The following is a 25,562-nucleotide window of genomic DNA, read 5'->3' as shown; positions in this document are numbered from 1 at the left end:
TCATATATTTAATTAGTCTGCGGAAATATCTTCAAACAAAACTGAAGATAAATAACGTTCACCACCGTCAGGTAAGATTACTACAATGGTTTTACCTGCATTTTCAGGGCGTGCAGCAAGTTCAGCTGCTGCTGCCATCGCTGCACCACTTGAAATACCCACCAAAATACCTTCTTGACTTGCTGTTTTACGCGCCCAATCAATTGCTGTAGCAGCATCAATGGGCATCACTTCATCAACCAAGTCGAGGTCTAAGTTTTTAGGAATAAAGTTAGCGCCAATGCCCTGAATCTTATGTGGTCCAGGCGTCAAAGTTTCACCACGTTTGGTTTGATCAATAATCGGCGATTCAGCAGGTTCTACCGCAACTGAATACAAGGCTTGTTTTTTTACTTTTTCAAAATAGCTTGAAATCCCTGAAATCGTACCGCCCGTCCCGACACCAGCAACTAAAATATCAACTTTACCACCTGTTGCATCCCAAATTTCTGGGCCAGTGGTTGCTTCATGAATAGCTGGGTTTGCTGGGTTTTCAAACTGTTGTGGCAAAAAATAAGTTTCAGGATTTTCATCCAACAAACGCTGTGCTTCTTCTACCGCACCGCGCATCCCTTTTGCAGGATCGGTGAGAACCAAATTTGCGCCCAAAGCTTTCATCACTTTACGACGTTCGATACTCATGCTTGATGGCATAGTCAGGGTTAACGCATAACCTTTTGCAGCAGCAACAAATGCCAAAGCAATGCCTGTATTGCCACTGGTTGGTTCGACAATGTGCATTCCTGCTTTCAGCACACCGCGTGCTTCCGCATCCGCAATCAGCGCAGCCCCAATACGACATTTTACTGAAAATGCAGGATTACGGCTTTCAACTTTGGCTAAAACGGTGGCTGGACTTTGTATAATTCGGTTAATACGAACCAATGGTGTGTTACCAATCGCTTCTGCATTATTACTATAAACCGCTATCCCTAAATTATTAGGCGTTGGAAAAGCTGAGTCAGTACTCATACCAATGTTTCCTATGTTGTTTTTAATGATCCACTCATTATCATACCCTGATTTTTAAATGCAAACTGACATTTGGTTGGGCTTATGTTTTTATTTGATAAATAAATCACTTAAACAGAAAAAGCATGAGTTTTCCCATGCTTTTCTCCCGCGCGACCAGCTTAAACGAGCCTTACACTATTCCACTTTTCTAACTGTGTAACGGCCGCGCTAAAATCTACTTGTGCAGCCTGTTCTCGATCTGTTTTTAAGAACAGTTCTTGTGTCACTTGAAAAACAGGTGTTTTCATCTGTCCTTCTTCGGCCAGATCCATCGCAATACCAATGTCTTTTTGCAACAGGTTTAAAGCAAAAGTTTTTTGAAAAGTTCGGCTCAAAACTTTTTGCGCCATCACCGTTTCAGACATGATACTTTTACCACTGGAGTGATTAATACAACTCAATGCTCCAGCCAAGTCAACGCCTCGATTCTTCAAAATAGACAAACCTTCAGACAGTGCCCATAAATGCGTTGCCATGAGCGTATTGTTCACCGCCTTAACCGCAAAGCCTGCACCACTTTCCCCAACGTATTCAATCAGCCCTGCAAATGCCTGAATAATAGGTTTTGCCCTTTCAAATCCAGCGATATTACCACCCAACATAACCGTCAAAGTACCGCGTTCAGCACCAATGGTTTGACCCGAAACAGGTGCATCTAAGTAAATTACTCCACGTGCTGCCAAATCAGTGGAAATTCGCTGCGCAGACTCAGGCACGCCACTGGTACAATCCACCCATAAACTGCCAGATTTGGGTGGATATAACGCCATTAAAGCTTCAACATCTGCACTGGTCGGTAAGCATGAAAATATCACATCGGCTTGCATCGCTTGTTGGAGTTCAACCTGCAAAGTACCAAAAGTTTGCGCATGTGAAGCAGCTTTTTCCGCTGTGCGATTCCACACCCAAACAGGATGACCCAGTTTTGGCAAATGGGAGGCCATATGCCAGCCCATTGCCCCAAGTCCTATAAATGCAATATTCAGACTCAAAATGTACTCCTAACTGTGTGCAATAGTGCTATTGATTTGATCTGCTGATTTTTCTACGACTGGCTCTTTTTCACTGCCTCGGTTCAAGAAAAGATTAAGCAGAATGGCTGCTAGTGTTGCGGTGCCAATACCACCTAGGTCAAAACTCCCTATTTGTAAGCTGTAATTGCCTGTTCCCATAATCAAACACACGGCCCCAATTATTAAAGTACTGTTCTTGGTGAAATCAATTTTGTTATCGACCCAAATTTTTGCGCCAGCAACGGTAATCAAACCAAAAACCACAATGGATGCACCACCCAAGAGTGCAACGGGAATTGTACTAATCACTGCGCCAAACTTAGGAGAAAGCCCCAGTAAGATCGCAAATACACCTGCAAAAACAAAGATTGTGGTTGAATAAACTTTAGTGACTGCCATCACCCCAATGTTTTCAGCATAGGTGGTCATCCCTGTGCCCCCAACTGAGGCAGACAGTGTGGTACATACCCCATCTGCAAAGAAACCGCGTCCCATATAAGGAGACAAATTTTTCCCCGTCATCGCCGACACAGCTTTGAAATGTCCTAAGTTTTCAGCCACCAAAATAATCGCAACGGGTGCAATCAACATCATGGCGTTTATATCAAAGGTTGGGCTGTGGAAAGTTGGCAAACCAAACCATGCTGCTTGACCGACTTTTGCAAAGTCAATTGCAGTGCCAAAACCCATGACATTGGCGAGTAAGAAGTAAATAAAATAAGATGCAACTAAACCTAAAAGTAGCAGTAAACGGCGCACCATACCTTTGGTAAATACAGCAATGACACTAATACAAATAATCGTGATTAACGCCATCCAAGAGTCAAACTGATTGGCTGACACACTTTTGATCGCAACTGGTGCGAGGTGTAGGCCAATAATCATTACGATGGCACCTGTCACAATAGGTGGCATCAACTTTTCAATCCATGCCGTACCAGTGCGTATCACAACTAAACCGATTAACGCGTACAGCACTCCACACGCAATGGTTCCACCCAGTGCTAAAGAAAGATTTGGGTTTGCTCCAACACCTGTATAACCCGTAACTGCAACCACTGCTCCAATGAAGGCAAAGCTGGACCCCAAATAGCTTGGCATACGTCCACCGGTCATGAGGAAGAAGAGTATCGTACCAATGCCTGTAATGAAGATCGTTAGATTCGGATCAAAGCCCATCAGCAATGGGGCAAGTACGGTTGCACCGAACATGGCAAAAGCATGTTGCAACCCCAAAATAATGCTTTTTCCTGCGGGTAAATATTCATCTGTTTGCACAGGCATTGTATCTAAATCGCCTTGATAAGGCTTAAATTTTGGGAACCACGATTCTTTTGTTTGCATGGGTTTCCCCTCCTTGTAAAAGTAGGAATTTTTGAATTAGCACATTGGTAATGGCTCACAGTAACCACGGTTAAAATACATCAGCGCATTTAGTCCATAACTTTGCTTCATGGCTTTGACTTGGCAAAACAGCACGTCATGGCTACCTACAGACATAGTCTGTACCACTTCACAATCAAAGCTCACCAAGGCATCCTCCAATACAGGTGCATTGGTCAACAGTGTGGACCATGTGCCTTGAGCAAAACGTTCGGGCATTGGCGTTTTCCCCCCAAACAGATTAGATAAGTGTTGTTGCTGACTCGACAACGTGTTTACACATAACACTTGATTGGTTTTAAAAGTATCAAACACAGATGCTGAGCGGTTTAAACACACTAACAACGTTGGCGGTGTATCGGTCACACTACATACTGCCGATGCCGTAAAGCCTGCCTGACCTGCCCCCCCATCTGTTGTAATCACATTGACCGCAGCCCCCAGATTCGCCATACCTTGACGAAATGTGTGTTGATCCAACATTGCCTCTGGTGCTTTATGATTCAGCATGGTTTCAACTTGATCTTGATTCATCAGTTTTGCATTCATCGTATTCTCCATGCCCTAAAAAATCGTATATCAGGGCATTAAAATTTGATTATTCCACTTAAGCCACATGTGCAACCGAAGCGATTTCAACCAAAGCCTCTGGCTTGACCAGTCCAGTCTGTACGCAATAGCGTGCAGGTTTATCGTTTGGAAAATACTCGGCATATACAGCATTAATCGCGCCATAATCGGCCCAATCTTTCACAAAAATATGATTAAAAGTGACGTCATCCATTGTGCCTCCTGCAGTTGCAAGGACTCGTTTAATGGTTTCTAAAATATGTCGAGTCTGTGCTGCGGCATCACCAACATGAACGACGTTGTTATGTTCATCAAAGGCCAAGGTGCCTGATACATAAACGATATTGTCAGCCTTAGTTGCAGGTACAAATGGTGCAAGTGGTTTCGCTGTGCCTTCAGGCACAATAATTTCTTTAGGCATGAGGTTTCCTCTATCTTTCGTATGTATGACTTATGCTGTTTTTGCCAGTGTTTGACTGCTTGGGGTTTCAAAGGTGTTCACAAAACTTTGTGTATCAGACACCCAACCAAAAAAGGTTTTGATGTTATAGAGACTTGCTTCTTGCGCCTCGATAGGCCCAGCTTGATAGCACGCATCCTTAAGAGCGACCCCAAAATACTCCAAGAAAAAACCATCCCTTAAAGTCGACTCGACACAGACATTGGTCGCAATACCGACAAAAACTAAATTTCGGATTCCTCGCACCCGCAACATACTGTCCAACGCAGTATTAAAGAATCCACTATAGCGAGGCTTTTCTATGACTAAATCTTGTGGTTCAGGCTTGAGTGCATCAATCAACTCAAAATCCCAACCACCTTTTGCCAGTAGTTTTCCCTGCAGCTCTGGATTTTTGCGCATGGTTTTTAAAGCATTCGACTTATGGAAGTTTGGTGAATCACTCCCTCCTGCTTCACGATACTGATCATCCCAACCATTTTTAAAGTAAATCACCTGAATGCCAGCTGCATGTGCAGCAGTAATGGTTTTTTGAATGTTTTCAACCACAGGTTTGGTTTTAGATACATCAAACCCGGCCAAGTCCAAATAGCCACCTACTGAGGTATAGGCATTTTGCATATCAATCACAATCAATGCCGTGTGTTCAGGTGCTAAAGCAATATGTTCAGGTTCTGCTTTTAATGTTTTTGCTTGCAGACTTTGTTTTGTAAATTCTGCACAGACTATAGATTCATTCATGCGCTTTTCTCCAAAACAACGCGTGGTGCATCCGCTTCAACCACGATATGTTCACGGCATTTCATCAAAGGTTGTATACGCTGACCAAAGTCTTCGACCCCTTGAACAAAATCATCAAAGGTAAGCAAAATACCTTCAGTCCCCTGAATTTCACCAATTTCATCCAACATGTGAGCAACATGTTCAAACGAACCGACTAACGTTCCCATATTGATATTCACAGGCGAAACCGAGGATGCCATTTGGCGAATATTGGTATCTGTTCCAGATTTGGTATCTTTACCACCTTGGTTCATCAGCCAATTAATCGCCTCCATATCCGCACCAGCATTATATGTTTGCCATTTCGCATGCGCCTCTTCATCAGTTTCTGCAGCAATCACCATAAACAACACATAGGTTTGTACATCACGACCTGTTTTATCGGTTTGCTGTTTTAAACGCTCATTGATTTCTGCATAGGCTGTCGGTGTATTCAGCCCTTTACCGAAAACAAAGTTGTAATCGGCATATTTAGCAGAAAACTCAAGCCCTGTATCAGACTGACCCGCACAAATAATTTTCATGTCTGCTTGCGGACGTGGACTCACACGGCAGTCCTGCATAGTAAAATGCTCACCTTTAAAATCTGAACGACCTGTCGCCCAGAGTTCACGCAAAATTTCTACATATTCAGAAAGATATTCATAGCGCTGTACAAAGTATTCATCTCCTGGCCACATCCCCATTTGCGTATATTCGGGTGCTTGCCAGCCTGTCACGACATTTAAACCAAAACGACCATTTGAAATGGAATCAATGGTTGACGCCATTCGTGCCACAATTGCAGGCGGCATCACCAACGTCGCAGCTGTTGCATAGATTTGGATTTTACTTGTCACCGCAGCGAGCCCAGCCATCAAGGTAAATGTTTCTAGGTTATGATCCCAAAACTCTGTTTTCCCGCCAAAGCCACGCAGTTTGATCATCGACAAAGCAAAGTCAAAACCATAATGCTCAGCACGTTGAACAATTTTTTTGTTTAGTTCAAATGAAGGCATGTACTGTGGCGCGGTTTCCGAAAGCAGCCAGCCATTATTTCCAATCGGGCAAAATACACCTATTTTCATCTCGTTTATCCTCTACACTTATTTCATTATTCGCAGAACATCAAAGGCTAAATACAGCAAGACTTTTAACCTTTAGTTTGATAAAAATATATTTGCATAAGCTATGCCAACTATTATTTATTATTATTTTTCAATATATTAAATATTTTTAATTAATTTTATTTTTTACCAAAAAGTAAAATTAGTTTTTATTTTATGCACTATCTCTGTGAGGAGTGATCAATGATTGTGCGGTAAGTGATCCAAACTAGAGTTTTTATATTTTTAGCCTAAATAAAAAAGGTGTATAGATTTCAAAACCTATACACCTTCAATTTATAAAGCCAAATTAAACAATCGATAATCTAAACTAAACTTTCCAGCACTGTTAAAAAAGCCAACATTTCCTTATTCATCACGACTGTTTCGGTTACAGTCGCTGCATGAGCGCCCTGCTTTAAAAGAGTCAACTGTGCATGCGGAAACAACCGTTTTAGGTTTTGTGAGCGTTGGTAAGGCACAAGGAAATCATCTTGGTTTGCAATCAAATGCATCGGTATATTCTGCAAAGCGGCTCGTACCTCCTCGCTCAGTTCAAAGTCCATTAAAGCACTTAGCCGTCGCAATACATTTTCATGCGGTGGAAAGTTTTGAATTTGAAACTGTTCTTGTTTTTGAATACTTTCTATATTTGCTGAAATCCAAGCTGGTGGATATAAAAACAAGGCCTGTGCTTTGACATAAGCCTCTGTGCCTGCACATGTTAAAAGATTAATTCGGGTTTCAAAGCATTTATAGGTATGCGCATCTAACGTGTCCCACCCATTTAAAATCGTGATTGACAGCATCTGATACTCGGTCGATTGGCATAAGGATGCCAACTCCGCACCAATAAAACCACCCAGTGCATGGCCGATAAAATGAAACCGTTGAATATGTTGTTGCTTTAAAATCAGCAAAAGCTGCTGGCCCAAATCGCGTATACAATAATCTGGTTTTAATAATGTACTGTTTTCATGGCAACCTTCTTGATCGTAAGTTAGGACATGAAATTTGGTTTGTAGGTCTTGAATTTGTGGCTGCCAAAACTGCGCATGTCCACCTAAACCCGATGATAAGACCACATAATCAGCATCATCTATATGGGATGGAAAAATTTGTACATTCATCTCAAAGTTTACTTTTTGGTCAAAAATATTATCTAGCAATAATTATGCCTTTTAATAAATGTTTGTATTTTTTAAATTTATAATGAATTTTTTAAAAAGCTCTGTAATTATGATTTTAATGCTCTATATGATAAAATATTCAAAGCTTATTATAAATAATCATAAAGAATGAGTTTTTAATTTAAAAAATCGGCTTAAATTATATAAATATCGAGAACTTAAGTAATATTTCGAATAACTAATTTTGATGTAAATATTAAGTATATATAACTTTAGCTAATATTTTATTTCACTAAAAGCCATGCATATTGGACTTGAAAAGACAGCATTATGAACGGCTTGGTTTTATACTAAGCACACAGTTGTTTTGTTTTATGAGTAGGTTTTAAATGAACACAGGACTTGAAATAACGTCTATGCGCGACTCTGCTGAAGTTGTTGTGAGTATTTTAAAATCTCTAGCCAATACTGATCGTTTATTAATTTTGTGTCATTTGTCGCAACAAGAACTGAATGTTTCTCAAATTGAAGAAATTACCGACATCAAACAGCCGACTCTTTCTCAACAATTAATGATGTTACGTAAAAGTGATGTGGTAAATACGCGCCGTGATGGTAAGCAAATTTATTACTCCATTAAAGATGAACGCATGATTGAAGTTTTAAATACTTTGTATAGCTTGTACTGCCCAAAACCACGTCTCTAAACCAAATCACTCTATATTTTCTGTGCTATGAAAACGAATGCTAAGACTTCTTAGCATTTTTTATGCATAATATATCTATATTTATGATTTAGATTGTTTTATGTCTGATTGGAATCGTCGTCTAATCCATTATCTCCCCGCATGGCAATGGCTCAAACACTATGACACGCCTACGTTTAAGTCAGATTTACTTGCATCTTTTATCGTTATTGCCATGTTGGTTCCTCAAGGCATGGCCTATGCCATGTTGGCAGGCTTACCGCCAATCACTGGGTTATATGCCAGCATTATCCCAATGATTATTTATGCCATCATTGGTGGCAGTCCCACACTTTCTATTGGCCCTGTTGCCATCATTTCGATGATGACCTTTGCGACTTTGAACTCGATGTTTGAAGTTGGTTCACCAGTTTATATACAAGCGGCATGTTTATTAGCCCTGATGGTCGGTGTCATTTCCCTGCTGTTGGGTTTATTTCGCTTTGGTTTCCTCATCCAACTGATTAGCCACCCCGTCATCCAAAGTTTCATTATTGCGTCTGCTTTGCTGATTGCGTTGGGTCAGTTGAAGTTTATTGTCGATCTACCTTTAAAAGCCAATAATATCCCCGAGTTTGTGGTAAGTGTTTGGCAATACATCAGTTTAACTCACATAGGTACGCTGTTGTTTGGACTGTGTGCAATCGCATTTTTAATTTATGCACCAAAGTTGCTGAATACTAATGCCTTAAAAGGTTTGTTCGGATCGACCGTATTACTTTCGCGTACTATTCCTTTATTTTTAGTGGTTGCCTCGATTGCCTTGGTCTATTTTTTCCAACTGCAAACGCTTGGAATCAAAACGGTCGGAATCATTCCATCTGGTATGCCTCCACTCGATATGCCGTATTGGAACTGGACTTTAGTTCTGCAACTTTTGCCAGGTGCAACTATGATCGCGATGATCAGTTTTGTTGAATCACTTTCCATTGCTCAAGCCACTGCTTTACAAAACCGAAGCCAACTCAACAGCAACCAAGAACTTATCGCTTTGGGGTTAGCCAATATCAGTGCAGGTTTCAGTTCGGCCTTTCCTGTAGCAGGCAGCCTTTCTCGTACTGTCGTTAATGCAGATGCAGGCGCTCAGACCCCTATGGCTGGTGTGCTCTCTTCGCTGTTGATTATTGTAGTGAGCTTATACTTTACAGGTTTCTTTCAGGACCTTCCTTTAGCTATTTTGGCTGCAACGATTATCGTCTCGATATGGAAACTTGTGGACTTTAAACCCTTCATCGAAGCATGGAAGTATTCCAAAGCAGATGGTATCGCGATGTGGATTACCTTTTTTGGTGTTGTCAGTATCGATATTTCAACCGGCCTGATCATTGGCATGATCTCAACCTTTATTTTGTTGCTTTGGCGGATTAGTCGGCCACATATTGCTGTGATTGGCTTGGTCGAGGGAACGCAACATTTTCGCAATGTTGAACGCCATCAAGTTCAAACCACGGCACAAGTACTGTCAATGCGTATAGATGAAAGCCTAACCTTCTTAAATGCCAATATATTGAAAGGCGAGCTGATCAATGCCGTGAGCCAACAACCTAAGTTAGCCCATGTGGTGATTAATTGCTCCAGTGTGAGTAGTATCGACTTGAGTGCTTTAGAAATGCTGGAAGATATTAATCTAGAATTGGCCAAGCAAAACATTCAGCTGCATTTGTCCGAAGTTAAAGGCCCTGTGATGGATCGACTGCAAAGCTCAAAACTATTGAAACATTTGAGTGGGAATGTCTTTTTAACTCACTATCAAGCCATTCAGACCCTTTCACCTCAGCTGCTTAAAACTTCATAAGAGACCGAATGTCTGCTTGCACTTTTTCAATATAGTGAGAAATATCAAGCAGGCATTTATGATAAAAATCCATTAAATATGTCATTTTTATGAATTAAAATGAATAATAAAAACTGGAATTACAACAACTTAATTTTTATATCTAAATATTTTTCAGTCAGTTAGCAAATTAGGTATAAAATGGCGCACTTAAAATCCGTATTTTGTCCTCGTAATTTCAACAAGGCGCCTCTATGTTTTCTGTTTTAGCGCGAATGAGTCTAGTTACTCGAATTATTATTGCCATTATTTTGGGTATTGGTGTAGCCCTTGTTTTCCCAGGCGTTGCACCTTATTTGAGCCTGCTAGGCGACTTATTTATTAAAGCGTTAAAATCTGTCGCGCCTGTACTTGTATTTGTCTTGGTTCTTGCTTCTATTGCAAATTTTAAAGTAGGTCATAGTGCGAATCTACGTCCTATCATCATCATGTATGCCGTGGGTATGCTACTGGCTGCTTTTTCAGCAGTTGCTGTCAGCATCGCTTTCCCAAGTACTTTGTTCTTAAATTTACCTGCAAATACTGACTTACAACCACCAAGTAGCTTGATTGAAATCTTTAAGAACCTGCTGCTGAGCTTTATTGCTAACCCTGTAACTGCCATTAGTGAAGCAAACTTCATTGGTATTTTAGCGTGGGCTGTGGCCTTGGGTGCTGCATTCCGTCATGCCAAAGACTCAACCAAAGACTTACTCAATGATACTGCACACGCAGTAAATAGCGTGATTCGTTTGGTGATTAACTTTGCGCCTATCGGTATTTTCGGTCTAGTGGCGGTAACCTTTGCAGAAACAGGTTTAAGCACATTAGCAAGCTATGCACACTTATTGGCGGTCTTACTCGGCACAATGGCTTTCGTTGCCTTAGTCATCAACCCGCTTATGGTTGCTGTGGTAACACGTAGCAATCCATATCCTTTGGTATTTCAGTGTTTACGTGAAAGTGGTATCACTGCTTTCTTCACGCGAAGTTCTGCTGCGAACATTCCTGTGAACTTAGATCTTGCAAAACGTTTGGGTGTTGCTGAATCTACAGCGAGTGTAGCCATTCCACTCGGTGCGACCATTAACATGGCCGGCGCCTCAGTGACTATTACCGTGCTTACACTGGCAGCAGTCAATACACTAGGTCTTAATGTTGACTTTACCACCATGATGATTTTATCTGTGCTTGCAACAGTTTCAGCTTGTGGTGCTTCTGGTGTCGCAGGTGGTTCTTTGCTGTTGATCCCTGTTGCGTGTGGACTGTTTGGTATTTCATCTGATATTTCAATGCAAGTGGTTGCAATTGGTATGGTGATTAGCGTACTACAAGACTCTACTGAAACCGCATTGAACTCATCAACTGACGTATTATTTACTGCAGCAGTTGACCGCGCTTCAAAATAATATATTGTAGAATCAGTATATTATTTCTTTTTTGAAGTTATGCCATTTCAACACTTACCACTTTGGATTCAACTGGGGGCATTCTTTCTTGCAGTCAATGCAGGAATGATTAATGTCTTAGGACTGGTGACTGTTTTACACCAGTCTGTTTCCCATATGACTGGTAATGTAAGTGTTTTGGCGATGTCGCTTGTACATTGGCAATCCGAAAGCATTTTATATTTGCTATTAGTAACTGTCTGCTATGTCATCGGTTCATTTTATAGCGGTGTAATTCTGGGAAATAGTCACTTTCGATTGGGACGCCGCTATGGCGTACCACTCACGTTAGTGGCTTTTTTTATTTTTCTGTGTTGGTTCTTTCTGCCTTATTTTCCACGCTATGCTTTACTCTGGGCCTGCGTCGCAATGGGTGTGCAAAATGCCATGGTGAGCCATTATAAAGGCACTATCATTCGCACTACACATTTATCGGGTGTCCTTACCGACCTCGGTTTAGCGCTTGGCTATCGAGTGCGCGGACTCGTGGTTGAGCGTCGGCGCGTAGTTTTACATCTTTTGATTTTAAGTGGCTTTTTGATCGGTGGACTCTGTGCAAGTTGGATGTATCCCTATTTAAAACTCAATTCTTTTTTAGTTCCAACAGCATTAAGCTTGATCCTTAGTGTTGTATATTGGATCATTTACTTTCGTTATCGTCGTTTTTAAACGCAGTTGTGGAATTCGCTATGGTAAAAAATGCATTACAGGCTCAGTTACTCAAAGCCGGTTTAGTTGACAACAAAAAGGCCAAAAAACTTTCTAAACAAGCAGTGCATGAGCAAAGAACAGGTCAAAGCAGTGAAGCTGAGATCAAGGCAAAAATTGCACAAGACAAACAGCAAAAACAGGCCAAAGATCAAGCTATTGAACTTGAAAAGAAAGCGATATTGCAAGAAAAAGAGCTCAAAGCGACGATCATTCAAATGATCACGCAGCATAAAATCCGGGATACCGACGGTGACGTGGCCTATCAGTTTATTGACGATGGCAAAATCAAAAAACAATATATCAATCAACAAATTTATAATGCCTTGGTTGCTGGTAGCCTCGTGATTGCACGTGATCATGAAAGCTATGCCTTCTTACCTAAAGCTTTAGCTGATCGTATTAATGCCAAACTTGAAGGCTTTATTATCGTAAATACCTCAGAGAAAAATGAAGCAGTCACCGATGAGGAAGATCCATACGCTGCATACGTGATCCCTGATGATCTCATGTGGTAATTATTGAGCCATCAGAAGCTTCCATATTGGAAGCTTCTTTTTTCCTAGTTCATTATAAAACTAATTCACCATTCCACTGACCTGACATATCCCAACCATCAACGAGCTATACTTCACGACATCCAAATAATGACTGAAAATCGAATCGAAGAGAGTAAATAAACAAGTCGTTGAAAACATGTATAAACTTAGTGACACAATTTGCTTAATTCGTATAGCTGATTACACTATTTGCAGTGTTTTAATCAAAAGAAGATCGCATTTTGGATAATTTTCATTTTATACAGAGTTTAAAAGACTGGTCGGATCAGTATCCTTGGATCGAAATGCTGACAGGATTCTGCATACTCATTTTAGTGGCTATACTGGCATATATTATTGCCAAGCATGTTGTGGTTCGTGGTATTCGGCATCTCATCACTAAGCTAAAATTTGCCAATCACGACATCATGTCGCAGCATAGCGTGATTCGTCGAATTGCGAACATTGTCCCAGCAATCGTCATTATGAATGGTATCGTCACCGTTCCTCACCTGTCTGCGAAAATGGTCAGCTTTGTCCAAATGGCGGCACAGGCCTTTATTTTCTTAACCATTGCGCTCGCGATTGGTGAATTACTGAATATCTTCAATTTAGTTTATCAACGCAATCCGAAGTCTAGAAATAAACCCATCAAAGGCTATTTACAGCTAATCAAACTGATTATTTTCATCGTTTGTGGCTTGATGATCTTAGGGACTTTCCTGAAAAAAGATGTATTCACCTTGCTGGCGGGTTTCGGTGCTATGGCGGCAGTGCTGATGTTGGTCTTCCAAAACACCATTTTGTCTTTGGTGGCTTCTGTTCAGATTTCATCCTATGACATGGTCCGCATTGGAGATTGGATTGAAATGCCATCCCTGAATGCAGACGGTGATGTCATTGATATGTCATTACATACCATCACCGTACAGAACTTTGATAAAACCTTTACCACAATTCCAACCAACAAATTGGTCACTGATACTTTTAAAAACTGGCGGGGTATGTCACAGGCAGGCGTACGTCGTATCAAACGCTCACTTTATATTGACCAAAGTAGCGTTCACTTTATGTCTGAAGCAGAACAAAGCAAACTTAAAGAGTTTTTATTATTAGACCAATATCTAGATCACAAGAGTACAGAGCTGATTGAGTTTAATCAGAAATTGAGCAATACATCTCCTTGTAATCAGCGACGTTTAACCAATATTGGGACCTTCCGTGCGTATGTTGAGCTGTACCTTAATCAGCATCCGAACATTTCAAAACACCAATCTTTAATCGTACGTCAGTTACAACCGACTGAAAAAGGCTTGCCACTGGAAATTTATGCATTTAGCAATCAAATTGCATGGAAAGATTATGAAGCGATTCAGTCGGATATTTTCGATCATTTAATTGCCATTCTTCCCGAATTTGGTCTCAAAATTTACCAAGCACCATCGGGATATGACATGCAAATCGCAATGTCAAACCCGTAATTTTTTCACTTTGGTATGCTAAAACCACTCTAGTTTTAGCATACTAAGGTCTTAAAAACGAAGAATAGGCATTTTAATATACGTTCTAAATCACCAACTCTAGAATAAAAATTATGAAAATACATAACATTAGTTTTTCAACAACTGTGTTATTTACCTTGTGTATTATGTAAGTTAATTATGTGATTATTTACATGAAATATACCTCAATATCACAATATCAACCTTTTCTCTTCATTAAATTAGCCACTCCTTTTCACTTTGTAAGACTTTCTAAAATGAATACTTTAAATAAATCTTTATGTGCCGCCCTTTTAGCTGTAGCAGCGACATCTTCTTTTGCAGCAGAAACTCAAGTTGTAGAAACCACTCAAGCTGCTGTTGCAACTGAAAATGCAGCACCTGCTTCAGAAGCTGCTGCATCTGATGCGGTTGCGACATCAGAAGCTCAAGCAAACTAATGCTTTAAGCATCTTGGGGGATTCATTTGATTGGATTCCCTTTCATCAACCATCTCTCTCAGACTTTTTATATCTATTCATCTACATTTCTTGCTATCCATACTGCTACAACATCGTTTAGCCTCTCTTAATTTACACAGACCACTGAGGTCTTTTCATGCTAAAATTTTCAAACTCTGCTTATTTATAAAACAAGTCATTACCTTATAAATGACTTATTTTTAGAAGGTTTTATTCATGTTCAAATGGTTTGAAAAACGTGTTGATCCCTATCCAGAAGAAGGTTTAAACCAACCTTTACCGACCACGTTCTTTCCGTTTGTATGGCAGGCCGCTAAAGGTGTACGTGGCTATTTGCTGATTTTGGTTTTATTCACGGCTGGTGCTGCCAGTTTTGAAGCCTTGTTTTATGCCAAAATTGGTGACTTAGTAAACTGGCTCAGTAAAAGCCAGCCAGAAACATTTTTAGCAGAACATGGTTCAAATTTAGTCCTTTTATTCTGTATTTTATTGGCCAATATTTTATTTGCCAGTTTACAGTCGATTATTAAACACCAAATATTATTTAGCACTTTTCCGATGCGTCTGCGCTGGCGCTTTCATAATTTACTGCTGAAGCAAAGCCTCGACTTTTTTCACAATGATTTTGCAGGAAGACTCTCCGCAAAAGTCATGCAAACTGCACTGGCAATACGTGAGTTCTGGGTTATTTTGGGTGACATGTTAGCTTATGTGCTCATTTATTTTGTCACAGTCAATTTGGTACTTGCCGCTATTTCCCCACTCCTAATATTGCCTTTACTGGTCTGGTTGGCGTTGTTTATCTGTGCTGCGTATTACTTCATCCCACGTTTGAGTAAAGTTTCAAATGAACAGGCTGATGCCCGAGCTGTGATGACTGGCCGTGTTACCGATGCTTATACTAATATTCAAACAGTGAAGCTTTTTGCCCATGCAGGACGTGAAAGCTTATATGCCAAATCCTCGATGCAGGAGTTCATGGTCACCGTTTATAAACAAATGCGTTTAGGTGCTAAGTATGAAATCAGTATCCTGTTTTTAAATATAGTACTGTACGCGGGCGTATTGGGCACTGCAGTTTGGTTATGGATGAATGGGCGAGTTGAACTTGGTGTTATTGCTGCTGCAACGGCTATGATTTTAAAACTGAGCAGTATTGCTGAATTTATCATGTGGCAAACCTCAGCACTTTTTGAAAGTGTCGGCACCATTCAAGATGGCATGAAAACCCTCGGTCGTTCGATCACGATTCAAGACAAACCTGATGCCAAAGACCTTGAAGTTAAACAAGGCATGATCGAATTTAAAGACGTAACTTTTGCGTATAACAGTAAAAATGTCATCGACAATTTAAACCTACGCATCCGAGCTGGTGAAAAAATTGGGATCGTGGGTCGCTCTGGTGCAGGAAAATCAACACTGATTCAACTATTGCTACATTTTTATCAATTGAAACAAGGTGAAATTTTAATTGATGGACAGAATATTGAAGATGTCACCCAAGACAGCTTACGTCGTAATATTGCCTTAGTGACTCAAGACACCTCCCTGCTACACCGCAGTGTTGCAGAAAATATTAAATATGGCCGTCCCAATGCCAGTGATGAAGAAATGTATGCTGCTGTACGTAAAGCCAAAGCCGAAGAGTTTATTCCTCAGCTGACTGACTTACGTGGTAAATCAGGTTATGAAGCCTATGTTGGTGAGCGTGGAGTGAAACTTTCAGGTGGCCAACGCCAGCGTATCGCCATTGCTCGTGTGTTCTTGAAAGATGCACCAATCTTAATTTTAGATGAAGCCACCAGTGCCCTAGACTCAGAAGTTGAAGCTGCAATTCAATCTAGCCTTGATGACCTAATGCAAGATAAAACGGTGATTGCGATTGCTCACCGTCTTTCAACCATTGCTCAAATGGATCGTTTGATCGTGCTTGATGAAGGTCGTATTGCAGAACAAGGGACACATGAAGAGCTGATTCAAAAAAATGGTATCTATGCGCACCTTTGGCAGCGTCAAACAGGTGGATTTTTAACGGAACAACATCCAATTAAAAAGAAAGAAGCCTAGTTTTACTTTCCGTCCTCAGCACGCTTAGATCATTATCATCAATGATTTTAGCGTGCTGATTTTGAAAAGATTTTACTTAACTTTTAGCATCATTTGCTGAGCCTTTATTTTTATCGAGAGTCTTATATTTTTGCTCAGAAATTTATGATATTTATAATATCGTTCCACTAAATAAGAAATGAAAAGGATACTGAATTGATATAGGCTTGGAGCATATTGTCCAACAATATGCTCCATGAATTTGAAATATTCATGCCAATATAACTTCAGTCAGAAAAGAAAGAAAAATGCAATGGATCGCGCATGAAAACAGTTTCACTTCGCCAAGATCAAGGAATTCCTGGTGTTTATGGCTTATTGTTGTTAGATGTTGTGTCTCGTTGGGGCTATAATGCAGAGACGCTATTTTCCCCTTTTCAACTCACGAGTGAACAACTCGCAGAGCCTGAGTTCCGCATACCCGTTCATACTGCCAATGAACTTGTGAAGTTGGCCAGCCGTCTCACTGGTGAGCCCACGCTTGGCTACCATCTAGGCACGCAAATGCGTATTTCAATTCATGGCTTCATTGGCTATGCCATTATGACAACTCATGATATTGGCGAAGCCTTGGTACTTGCTAACCGTTTTATTCAACTGCGCATGCCTTTTTTGCAGCTTTTCTTTTCCACCTTTGGCGAAAAAGCGACTTTACAATTACGCTGTGATGTCGATATAGAACCGTTGCGTACCGATATTGCGATCAGTATTATTTTTGGCATTGTTTCTATGAGCAAGGCGCTCACTGGCATTGAAAATCTGGCTGGGGAAATTGATTTCGATTTTCCAGAACCCGAAGGCTTTGATCGCTATCGTGCAAAGCTACCTAACCATAGTGTTCGCTTTGATCAACCACATTTACTTTTGAGTTTTGATAAGCATTATCTAGGCTTTAAAATGGTCAATGCTGACCCACTTGCAAGCCAAATAGCCATTAATCAATGTGAAGCTGAACTCTCAGCCATGGGCGAACGCCGAAGATTATCGATGCGTGTTCGTGACATTTTAACGCGCTCAGAACAACACTATTTAAGCATCGAGCACGTAGCTGACCTCTTACACATGTCTGATCGCACACTGAAACGCCAATTGGCTGCTGAAAGCACGTCTTTTTCTACTATTGTGGATGAAGTTCGTTACCGTCATGCCACGTCACTTTTGTCACGTACAGACTATAGCTTAGAGCAAATTGCGGACGAACTGGGATATAGTGATGTGGCAAATTTCAGCCGAGCCTTTAAGCGTTGGAGTGGACGCAGCCCAAGTAATTGGCGTAAAGATCCGTATTTATAGATCTTTTGTTTTGATAGAAAAGCATGTATAAATCATGCGAAAAATGATTTTTGTATTTTAAGGAGTTATTCATGAATCATCCTTCAGAATTGAAGTATGCGAGTACACATGAATGGGTGCGTATTGAAGGTGATCTTGTTGTAACTGGTATTTCAGACCATGCACAGGATGCCTTAGGCGATTTAGTCTACGTTGAAACACCAGAAGTTGGTCAACAAATCACTGCGGGCGAACAAGCGGGTGTGGTGGAATCTGTAAAAACAGCTTCTGATATTCATGCACCAGTTTCTGGCACCGTGGTAGAAATCAATGCCAATCTGGAAGATGATCCTGACTTCGTCAATGATGACCCCTACGGCAAAGGTTGGATTTATAAAATCAAACCAGACAATATCGCAGATGTAGAACAACTCCTTTCAAGCACAGCCTATGAAGCGGGTCTAAAAGCCTAGTATTCATATTTACGGCTCAAAAAATCAGTCTGCGGACTGATTTTTTAAAAAAATTATCTTATTCTGATAAATCAACTCGATATTTATATATTCACATCAATTAAATACCTAATTTATCACTATAATTATACTTTTCACGTGCATTATCTTATAATCTGGTTGTTTCAATTTCACAGCCGTACCCTAGCTTCTGTATAAAATAATAACAACAGTTTACGTCCTGTAGCCTCATCTTCGAGCCAAGGGTTCTGCATGTCTGCTCTCAATACATCATCACTATGGAATAAGTCTTTTATTCTTTGCTTAGCGAACAATCTGTTTTTGTTCATCTTTTACTTTGCACAGACCTCAATCCTTCCAATCTATATTTTGAATGATTTGGGTGGAAGCCTTGCTCAAGCAGGCTTAGCCATGACTTTGTTCATGGCATCGTCTATCGCAGTTCGCCCTTTTAGCGGACTCATTATTGAAAAATTTGGCAATAAGAAAACGCTTTTTATCGCGAAAGCCCTATTTTGTTTGTTTTCCTTGGCCTATTTGTTTGCTGATAATTTACAACTTTTACTACTGATTCGTTTTCTACATGGCATTTGGTTCAGCATCGTCACCACAGTTGCCGTACCTATCGACAATGAGTTTATTCCAGAAAAACGTAAAGGCGAAGGCATGGGCTATTTTGTCATGTCCATTAATCTGGGGATTGTACTTGGGCCATTCCTCGGTTAAACTCTGATCCAGTCTGTATCCTATCCAATGGTCGCAGGGATTTTAGCGTTTAGTGTCTGTCTCGGTTTCTTGTTTTGCTTCTTTATCCCAATTCAGCAGACCACTCAAAAATTGACACCACCCGTGAAGCGCAAGCTCAATATCCATGACTTTGTTGAAACTAAAGCCTTGAATATTTCAATTATGGGCATGATCGTTTCTTTTTCCTATGCCAGTATCATGTCGTTCATTTCAACTTATGCAGAGTCTAAACATCTGCTGAACTATGCGAGCCTATTTTTTATCGTCTTTGCAATTTCCATGATGAGCCTACGCCCAATTACAGGCAAAATTTATGACCGTCGTGGGGCAAGTTATGTGATTTATCCAGCGATTATATTATTTAGCTTGGGGCTTATGATTCTCAGTCAGATTCAATCTCTGACGGGTTTATTGGTTGCGGCTGTATGCGTTGGCATGGGCTTTGGTTCTGCACAGCCTTGTCTACAAACTTTAGCTATTCAAGGTGCGGAAAAGCATCGGATTGGCCATGCGACCTCCACGTTCTTTACCATGTATGACTTAGGTATTGCTCTTGGCTCTGTATTGTTGGGTCTACTCATTTCTAAGCAAGGTTATAGCTTCACCTATTTATTCTGTGCACTGACAACCGTTTTAAGTTTATTGTTCTATGCCTTTATCGCGAATAGAAAGAAAACCGCTTAAAATATCAGTCCGTATGCGCATAGCAATGAACTTACGGACTCAGAAAATTAGGCGTCGGCCTTCTCTTCTTCAGCGTCTTTGGCTTTTTCAGCAACCGCTTGATCAAAAGACAAAGCACTATTTGAGTTTAACTGCGGGTTGGCACGACTACTCTTTAATTTAATCTGTAGACGTAATTCATTGACCGAGTCTGCATTTCGTAGTGCTTCTTCATAAGCGATTGCACCTTGATTGTATAAATCAAACAAAGCCTGATCAAAAGTCTGCATGCCTAACTCTCGTGATTTCGACATCACTTCTTTGAGTTCGTGGAAATTCCCTTTAAGTATCAAGTCTGACATCAACGGTGTATTGAGCATGATTTCCACTGCTGCTCGGCGGCCACGCCCATCTTCAGTTCGCACCAGACGCTGTGAAATAATCGCCTTCATATTGGAAGATAAGTCCATCAAAAGTTGATTGCGACGTTCGTCTGGGAAAAAGTTAATAATTCGATCTAAAGCCTGATTTGCATTATTGGCATGCAGTGTCCCCAGGCATAAGTGGCCTGTTTCCGCAAAAGCTATGGCATGTTCCATCGTCTCCGTGTCACGAATCTCACCAATTAAAATGACATCGGGCGCTTGGCGCAGAGTATTTTTCAAAGCATTGTGCCAAGAATGACAGTCCACACCCACTTCCCGATGAGTAATCATCGATTTCTTATGCTTGTGTACATACTCCACAGGGTCTTCAACTGTAATAATGTGCCCTGCCGAGTTTTCATTTCGATGATCAATCATGGCTGCTAAAGACGTCGATTTACCCGACCCTGTACCACCGACAACGAGGACCAAACCACGTTTTTCCATAATTACGTCTTTTAAAGACGTTGGAAGTTGTAACTTAGTGAAGTTAGGAATTTCCGCAGTAATCGTACGAATCACCATCCCCACATGCAGTTGCTGCTAAAAAACATTGACACGAAAACGCGAAACATTGGGAACGTTAATTGCAAAATTACACTCAAGCTCGGTTTCGAACTCCAATCGTTGCTTTTCGTTCATTAAACTATAAGCAAAGAGTTTGGTCTGATCAGATGGCAAATTTTGTTGACCCAATGGCTTCATGAGGCCCTGATGCTTAATACTTGGCGGAAAGTCTGCAGATATAAATAAGTCTGAACCACCATACTCAACCACTTTGCTGAGCATGTGAAACATCATCCGACGGGCTTCTTCTAAAAGTTCTGCAGAATACATAGTGTTCTCTAAAAATTAGTGCAAATAGCTGACTTTAAAAAGCATTTCTTTTCTTCAAAATACAATTTTTTATCGTGTTCTTTCAGGCTTCTGATTTTGCATAAGTTTCTGCTCTAGCTCAACCTAATTTATCGTTTGATAAATAATTTTTAGCTTATTTTTCAATTTATTATCTTCATTTATTGAACTACATCACAAAAAAAAGACCTTTCAATGAAAGGTCTTTTTGGCTGCGTTGATTAAGCACTACGTTGAACAGCGTGGCTGCGTAATGTGTCGGCAACCTCTAAAAGTACTTGCTCGGTTTTTTCCCAGCCTAAACAGCCATCCGTAACAGACTGACCATAGACCATGTCATCTGAAATTTTCTGATTACCATCAACCAAATGACTTTCAAGCATGACACCACACACATTGCTTTGCGTACGTTCTGCAACAATGCTACGCAATACATTAGGTTGATTGAGTGGATTTTTACTACTGTTACCATGACTACAGTCAATCACCAAAGCAGGTAATTCATCTTTGACTTTATCTTGCATATGACGAATATCGGCTAAAGCATAGTTAGGCCCCGAGTTTGCACCACGTAAAATCAAGTGTGGCTTCGGATTTCCTTGGGACTGAAGCATACATGCCATGCCTTGCTGCCCAATTCCCATGAACTGGTGAGGGTTTGATGCAGACTGAATCGCATCCAGAGCAATTTGAATTGAACCATCTGTGCCATTTTTGAAACCAATACTAAACGGCATATGACTCGAAATTTCACGATGAATCTGCGACTCGCTGGTACGCGCACCAATAGCTCCCCATGCCAACAGATCGTCGAAATAAGCAGTCGCCATCGGGCTTAAAATTTCTGTAGCAATCGGCAAACCCATTTCAATAATCGCTAAATACAATGCTCGAGACTGCTCTAATCCCAACTGCATATTGGAAGATCCATCAAGTAAAGGATCGTATAAAAAACCTTTCCAGCCCACCGTAGTCCGTGGTTTTTCAATATAGGCACGCATTACGAAGAAAATCTGATCTGAAACTTTGGTTTGTAATTGTTTTAACTTTTCAGCGTATTCTAAAACCGCAATAGGGTCGTGAATGGAACACGGGCCTGTAATGACCATTAAACGATGGTCTTTGCCTTCTAATATATTTTGAATGGTTTGACGCTGTTCAGCAATTTGTAGTTTTAATGGCGTTGAAAGTGGCAACTGCGCTTTGAGTTGCTGCGGCAAACTTAAAAGTGTTTCTTGAACTGTCGTTTGAGTACTTTGTAGTGCAGTATTTAGAGCATTCATTGGTTTGTATCCTTTGGACTGTGGTGTTCAGTCCGATCTTTTATTTGAGCGTTATGGGTCTAATGGATTGCTGGGCTAAAGTCATAAATTGACTAAAGTAAAACCAATAAAAGTTGCTAAAGTATGAATAGTTAGTTGTTTTCATGAAGTACTCCAAAATTTATTAAAACAGCAGATATAAAAAAACCTGACCAGGGTTGCCGATCAGGTATTAACTAGGTGGGCAACCTCTTGATGCCCGAACGCGTTCAGGCAATTATCTAAATTGCCAGAAGTAATAATTTGCGTTAGAGATTACAGGTTGCTTTAACATTTTTATATCTTCAAAAAATATGTTATCTGAAATTTAAAATACGCTGATTTTTTTGCTTTTACAACACTTTTTTATACAAAAAATTCTGTTCTATTCCGTTTAAGCCTTTGCCTTTAACTTAATGGCCTATCATGTTTGAGTTCATGAGAACAGTCGCTATGAAGCCTAGTGTAGTTTTAGCAACTGCATTTCTGCCTGCTGAGCACAAACAGGTGGACTAAACAGATAACCTTGCCCAATATGACAGCCCATATCTCTTAACAGCTGCAATTGTGTTTCGGTTTCAATGCCTTCGGCAACGATATCCATTGATAAAATCGGGCCGAGTTTGGCTAACCCTTCGACAATGGCATAAATCGATTTATCATCACTTAAGCGTTGTACAAAAGAGCAGTCAACTTTAATAATATCAACAGGATAATCGCGCAAATGAGTAAGAGAAGAATGCCCCGTACCAAAATCATCCAGCGCTATTCGGACACCATTTGCTTTAAGTTTTTTAAGGGCGCGAACCACATATTCATAGCCGCGTTCAGCCAAATGATATTCAGTAACCTCAATTTCAACAAATTTCGAGGGTATACGGTAGGCTTTGAGACGTTTTAAAAAGATCTCAGCAAAATTATCACGCATAAATTCAACAGGTGCTGCATTTATCGAAATAGGTACAATCTGTAAGCCTTTTGCCCGCCATTCAGTAATCTGCTTGAAAACCTGATGCTGCATAATCTCACCAATACGGCTGGATAACTCATAATCATTAAAAGCTGCTGCAATTCGTGCAGGGCTTTGAATGTTATTTTGATCATCACGCCAACGTAAGAGCGCTTCATAACCGATAATTCTTTCTGAATCTAAACAGACTTTCGGTTGAAAGAAAGCCTCGATGGCAACATTACGAATAATTTGGTGCGCACAATTAAGTTGTTCAGATTGCTCCCGTACCGCATTAAACATATCCTGATCAAACATGCGCATACCGCCACGGCCTTGTGCTTTAACATCATTAAGTGCTGTGTCGGCACATTTGAGTAACTCACTGAGGTCATTGGCATCATCTGGATAGAGGCCACATCCAATGCTCATACCACCATTGATGTAGTTCCCCGAAAATGTGATGGGAATCTCGAGTTGTTGCAAAATCTGCTGGGCAATTTGATTGAGCTCACCGATATCCTGCACATTCGGAATAATCACACCAAACTCATCCCCACCAAGACGTGCCAAGAAAGCACGTCCTTCTAAAATTTGTTTTAAACGTTTCGATAAAATTCTTAAAAGGTGGTCACCTGCCGTATAACCCAGTGTGTCATTGATGGTTTTAAAGTGATCTAAATCCATCAACATGACGGCTAACTTTTGTTTTTTATCACGTGCACTGCTATACAGTTTTCTGATTTTTTCTTTAAACGCACGTCGGTTATTTAAACCGGTTAACTCATCACGTTCACTGCCTTGTTTTAATTTTTGTTCGGTGAGATATTGCAGCGTGATATCACGTGAAACACATAAAATACTCTGGGTCTTTCCGTCAACATCAAGTACAGGTGTCAGAACATTATCCCAATAATAAACTTTACCATCCGATAAACTCATGCCATTAAAACGGGAAATTTGGCCTTGGCCTGCATCATACAATGCTTTTTTGGCTTTTTTACGCGCCGCAGGAGGCAAAAGTTCGACCCAAGACATACCAAAGTCCTTAACATCTGCACTTCCCAATAACATGACACATGCCGACTTATTCATATGTGTGACCATACCATCTGGCTCAACTACAATAATGCAGTCTACGCTGGCATTTAACATATCCGAATGGGCACGTAACAGCGCCAAAGACTCAATATAAATTTTCATGCCCTGATGAATATCAGTGCAACTCAGTTGAAATCCAGCGGTAGAGCGATCCATTTCACCTTGGACTAAGAACCAATGATACTGGCCCTGACGATTACGAATCCTACAGGTTTTTTCAAATGTGAGCTCGGCAATTATCGGTTGATGCAAAAATTCATCTAATGCTAGTACATCTTCTGGATGAATATATTCGACCAAATTGAAGCTATCTGCGGATAAATCCATTCCTCCGACATACTGACGTAAGGATAAATTTATATATTTGCAGACGTCATTATGAATCCAAAAAAGCTGAGGAATAATATCAATCAGATTGTGGTCTTTTTTTGAAGCAGAACTCTTTCCTGCCCGTTGATCATAAGCAATATTTTTAGATTTATTCTTAGGCTGTGAATGGATTCGAGACATAATAATTATCTGCAACTTAAACTTGCTGGTTTAGTCCATAACCAGACATATTGTTTAAAAAAGAAATCAAGCAAAGTCATGAAAAACAATGAAAAAACAAAAAAGTAAATATAAGTATAATGACACTGCGTGATTACCATCACAATATGCATCATATACAACTTATATAAGCGTATACCAATGAAAAATTGCAACTATTACACAAATTAGACAAATAACTGAGCGCGGCTTTCAATAGCACATGAGCATTCATTTGAGCAACACCGAAAAGCTAAAAAACTTTCAGTGAAAAACTAATATTAACAATAATTTATTTTAAGTAAATACCGACTATTCACATAGGGTCTGTTGACATTTACTGTTCATAATTAACCCTATAAAGGTAGCCATAAAAATATACAGGCTAAAGCAACAGAACTTTGATAATTTCTTTTGAGCTTGTCATATCGAGTAGCTATTCCTCTAA

The 25,562-nt window shown here is 40.3% G+C and carries 21 protein-coding genes and 3 pseudogenes; 12 read left to right on the top strand and 12 right to left on the bottom strand.

Features of this window, described 5'->3' with window-relative positions; translation table 11 throughout:
• Positions 1–12 precede the first annotated feature (12 nt).
• The 8 genes from cysK to rutD form a co-directional block, all read right to left on the bottom strand.
• Entirely contained in the window at positions 13–1,011 is a 999-nt protein-coding gene (gene cysK, locus HYI04_RS09195) for a cysteine synthase A (protein WP_010326661.1), read from the bottom strand.
• A 161-nt stretch (positions 1,012–1,172) separates the two neighbouring features.
• Complete coding sequence (locus tag HYI04_RS09190) at positions 1,173–2,009, bottom strand: NAD(P)-dependent oxidoreductase (protein ID WP_010326660.1); 837 nt, start codon at positions 2,007–2,009, stop codon at positions 1,173–1,175.
• 45 nt (positions 2,010–2,054) lie between these two features.
• Complete coding sequence (rutG, locus tag HYI04_RS09185; RefSeq protein ID WP_178896088.1) at positions 2,055–3,410, bottom strand: pyrimidine utilization transport protein G; 1,356 nt, start codon at positions 3,408–3,410, stop codon at positions 2,055–2,057.
• Positions 3,411–3,446: 36 nt separating this feature from the next.
• Positions 3,447–3,983: an NADH-dependent FMN reductase RutF gene (gene rutF / locus HYI04_RS09180; protein WP_228127605.1), complete on the bottom strand. Its 537-nt coding sequence runs from the start codon at positions 3,981–3,983 to the stop codon at positions 3,447–3,449.
• Positions 3,984–4,056: 73 nt separating this feature from the next.
• Positions 4,057–4,440 (bottom strand): pyrimidine utilization protein C, encoded by a 384-nt coding sequence (gene rutC, locus HYI04_RS09175; protein WP_010326657.1) that lies wholly within the window; start codon positions 4,438–4,440, stop codon positions 4,057–4,059.
• A gap of 30 nt (positions 4,441–4,470) precedes the next feature.
• Complete coding sequence (rutB, locus tag HYI04_RS09170) at positions 4,471–5,220, bottom strand: pyrimidine utilization protein B (RefSeq protein WP_010326656.1); 750 nt, start codon at positions 5,218–5,220, stop codon at positions 4,471–4,473.
• Entirely contained in the window at positions 5,217–6,329 is a 1,113-nt protein-coding gene (rutA, locus tag HYI04_RS09165; protein ID WP_010326655.1) for a pyrimidine utilization protein A, read from the bottom strand. The genes rutB and rutA overlap by 4 nt, the downstream gene beginning before the upstream one ends.
• 344 nt (positions 6,330–6,673) lie before the next feature.
• Positions 6,674–7,477, bottom strand: a complete 804-nt coding sequence (rutD, locus tag HYI04_RS09160; protein WP_029575017.1) for a pyrimidine utilization protein D — start codon at positions 7,475–7,477, stop codon at positions 6,674–6,676.
• A gap of 389 nt (positions 7,478–7,866) precedes the next feature.
• Between rutD and HYI04_RS09155 the strand changes: the two genes are divergently transcribed.
• From HYI04_RS09155 to HYI04_RS09105, 11 genes and pseudogenes are all read left to right on the top strand, one after another.
• Positions 7,867–8,184, top strand: coding sequence for a helix-turn-helix transcriptional regulator (locus HYI04_RS09155; protein ID WP_004693230.1), 318 nt, complete (start codon positions 7,867–7,869; stop codon positions 8,182–8,184).
• A 100-nt stretch (positions 8,185–8,284) separates the two neighbouring features.
• Positions 8,285–10,018 carry a SulP family inorganic anion transporter gene (locus HYI04_RS09150; RefSeq protein WP_010326652.1) on the top strand — a complete coding sequence of 578 codons (1,734 nt, stop codon included), beginning with the start codon at positions 8,285–8,287 and terminating at the stop codon, positions 10,016–10,018.
• A gap of 233 nt (positions 10,019–10,251) precedes the next feature.
• Positions 10,252–11,445, top strand: coding sequence for a serine/threonine transporter SstT (gene sstT / locus HYI04_RS09145; protein WP_004979798.1), 1,194 nt, complete (start codon positions 10,252–10,254; stop codon positions 11,443–11,445).
• Positions 11,446–11,484: 39 nt separating this feature from the next.
• Positions 11,485–12,153, top strand: a complete 669-nt coding sequence (locus HYI04_RS09140; protein ID WP_010326651.1) for a YoaK family protein — start codon at positions 11,485–11,487, stop codon at positions 12,151–12,153.
• Positions 12,154–12,173: 20 nt separating this feature from the next.
• Positions 12,174–12,710 carry a DUF2058 domain-containing protein gene (locus HYI04_RS09135; RefSeq protein WP_005399509.1) on the top strand — a complete coding sequence of 179 codons (537 nt, stop codon included), beginning with the start codon at positions 12,174–12,176 and terminating at the stop codon, positions 12,708–12,710.
• A gap of 263 nt (positions 12,711–12,973) precedes the next feature.
• A complete protein-coding gene (locus HYI04_RS09130) occupies positions 12,974–14,212 on the top strand; it encodes a mechanosensitive ion channel family protein (protein ID WP_010326650.1) in 1,239 nt (412 codons plus the stop codon).
• Positions 14,213–14,490: 278 nt separating this feature from the next.
• Complete coding sequence (locus tag HYI04_RS09125) at positions 14,491–14,673, top strand: hypothetical protein (protein WP_010326649.1); 183 nt, start codon at positions 14,491–14,493, stop codon at positions 14,671–14,673.
• Positions 14,674–14,910: 237 nt separating this feature from the next.
• The gene (locus tag HYI04_RS09120; protein WP_010326648.1) at positions 14,911–16,761 is read left to right on the top strand and encodes an ABC transporter ATP-binding protein; all 1,851 of its coding nucleotides are present in this window, start codon (positions 14,911–14,913) and stop codon (positions 16,759–16,761) included.
• Positions 16,762–17,064: 303 nt separating this feature from the next.
• Positions 17,065–18,093 (top strand): AraC family transcriptional regulator, encoded by a 1,029-nt coding sequence (locus HYI04_RS09115; RefSeq protein WP_004693238.1) that lies wholly within the window; start codon positions 17,065–17,067, stop codon positions 18,091–18,093.
• A gap of 71 nt (positions 18,094–18,164) precedes the next feature.
• A complete protein-coding gene (gene gcvH, locus HYI04_RS09110) occupies positions 18,165–18,545 on the top strand; it encodes a glycine cleavage system protein GcvH (RefSeq protein WP_058951997.1) in 381 nt (126 codons plus the stop codon).
• Positions 18,546–18,797: 252 nt separating this feature from the next.
• Positions 18,798–19,976: pseudogene (locus HYI04_RS09105) on the top strand (MFS transporter).
• A 47-nt stretch (positions 19,977–20,023) separates the two neighbouring features.
• Here HYI04_RS09105 and HYI04_RS09100 read toward each other — a convergent pair.
• Together HYI04_RS09100 and HYI04_RS09095 are read right to left on the bottom strand one after the other, a co-directional pair.
• Positions 20,024–21,217 (bottom strand): annotated as a pseudogene (locus tag HYI04_RS09100) (PilT/PilU family type 4a pilus ATPase).
• Between the two features lie 239 nt (positions 21,218–21,456).
• Positions 21,457–22,518: a 3-deoxy-7-phosphoheptulonate synthase gene (locus HYI04_RS09095; protein WP_010326643.1), complete on the bottom strand. Its 1,062-nt coding sequence runs from the start codon at positions 22,516–22,518 to the stop codon at positions 21,457–21,459.
• Here HYI04_RS09095 and HYI04_RS17055 point away from each other — a divergent pair.
• Positions 22,464–22,610, top strand: coding sequence for a hypothetical protein (locus HYI04_RS17055; protein ID WP_171254088.1), 147 nt, complete (start codon positions 22,464–22,466; stop codon positions 22,608–22,610). The two genes, HYI04_RS09095 and HYI04_RS17055, sit on opposite strands and share 55 nt — an antisense overlap.
• 386 nt (positions 22,611–22,996) lie before the next feature.
• Here HYI04_RS17055 and HYI04_RS09085 read toward each other — a convergent pair whose 3' ends face one another.
• Entirely contained in the window at positions 22,997–25,096 is a 2,100-nt protein-coding gene (locus tag HYI04_RS09085) for an EAL domain-containing protein (protein ID WP_178896087.1), read from the bottom strand.
• Between the two features lie 374 nt (positions 25,097–25,470).
• Positions 25,471–25,562, bottom strand: a pseudogene (locus HYI04_RS09080) (IS5/IS1182 family transposase); the annotation flags it as partial.

It is taken from the genome of Acinetobacter sp. SwsAc2 (assembly GCF_013391465.1).
In the GTDB taxonomy this organism is placed as follows: Bacteria; Pseudomonadota; Gammaproteobacteria; order Pseudomonadales; family Moraxellaceae; genus Acinetobacter; species Acinetobacter johnsonii.
The sequence above is the reverse complement of the archived record's forward strand: the minus strand, read 5'-3'. Positions and strand labels throughout refer to the sequence as shown.

What these genes read in the sequence shown, in the direction of transcription:
- cysK (WP_010326661.1), bottom strand. Translation starts at nt 1,011, where the DNA reads ATGAGTACTGACTCAGCTTTTCCAACGCCTAATAATTTAGGGATAGCG.
- HYI04_RS09190 (WP_010326660.1), bottom strand. Translation starts at nt 2,009, where the DNA reads ATGGGCTGGCATATGGCCTCCCATTTGCCAAAACTGGGTCATCCTGTT.
- rutG (WP_178896088.1), bottom strand. Translation starts at nt 3,410, where the DNA reads ATGCAAACAAAAGAATCGTGGTTCCCAAAATTTAAGCCTTATCAAGGC.
- rutF (WP_228127605.1), bottom strand. Translation starts at nt 3,983, where the DNA reads ATGAATCAAGATCAAGTTGAAACCATGCTGAATCATAAAGCACCAGAG.
- rutC (WP_010326657.1), bottom strand. Translation starts at nt 4,440, where the DNA reads ATGCCTAAAGAAATTATTGTGCCTGAAGGCACAGCGAAACCACTTGCA.
- rutB (WP_010326656.1), bottom strand. Translation starts at nt 5,220, where the DNA reads ATGAATGAATCTATAGTCTGTGCAGAATTTACAAAACAAAGTCTGCAA.
- rutA (WP_010326655.1), bottom strand. Translation starts at nt 6,329, where the DNA reads ATGAAAATAGGTGTATTTTGCCCGATTGGAAATAATGGCTGGCTGCTT.
- rutD (WP_029575017.1), bottom strand. Translation starts at nt 7,477, where the DNA reads ATGAATGTACAAATTTTTCCATCCCATATAGATGATGCTGATTATGTG.
- HYI04_RS09155 (WP_004693230.1), top strand. Translation starts at nt 7,867, where the DNA reads ATGAACACAGGACTTGAAATAACGTCTATGCGCGACTCTGCTGAAGTT.
- HYI04_RS09150 (WP_010326652.1), top strand. Translation starts at nt 8,285, where the DNA reads ATGTCTGATTGGAATCGTCGTCTAATCCATTATCTCCCCGCATGGCAA.
- sstT (WP_004979798.1), top strand. Translation starts at nt 10,252, where the DNA reads ATGTTTTCTGTTTTAGCGCGAATGAGTCTAGTTACTCGAATTATTATT.
- HYI04_RS09140 (WP_010326651.1), top strand. Translation starts at nt 11,485, where the DNA reads ATGCCATTTCAACACTTACCACTTTGGATTCAACTGGGGGCATTCTTT.
- HYI04_RS09135 (WP_005399509.1), top strand. Translation starts at nt 12,174, where the DNA reads ATGGTAAAAAATGCATTACAGGCTCAGTTACTCAAAGCCGGTTTAGTT.
- HYI04_RS09125 (WP_010326649.1), top strand. Translation starts at nt 14,491, where the DNA reads ATGAATACTTTAAATAAATCTTTATGTGCCGCCCTTTTAGCTGTAGCA.
- HYI04_RS09120 (WP_010326648.1), top strand. Translation starts at nt 14,911, where the DNA reads ATGTTCAAATGGTTTGAAAAACGTGTTGATCCCTATCCAGAAGAAGGT.
- HYI04_RS09115 (WP_004693238.1), top strand. Translation starts at nt 17,065, where the DNA reads ATGAAAACAGTTTCACTTCGCCAAGATCAAGGAATTCCTGGTGTTTAT.
- gcvH (WP_058951997.1), top strand. Translation starts at nt 18,165, where the DNA reads ATGAATCATCCTTCAGAATTGAAGTATGCGAGTACACATGAATGGGTG.
- HYI04_RS09095 (WP_010326643.1), bottom strand. Translation starts at nt 22,518, where the DNA reads ATGAATGCTCTAAATACTGCACTACAAAGTACTCAAACGACAGTTCAA.
- HYI04_RS09085 (WP_178896087.1), bottom strand. Translation starts at nt 25,096, where the DNA reads ATGTCTCGAATCCATTCACAGCCTAAGAATAAATCTAAAAATATTGCT.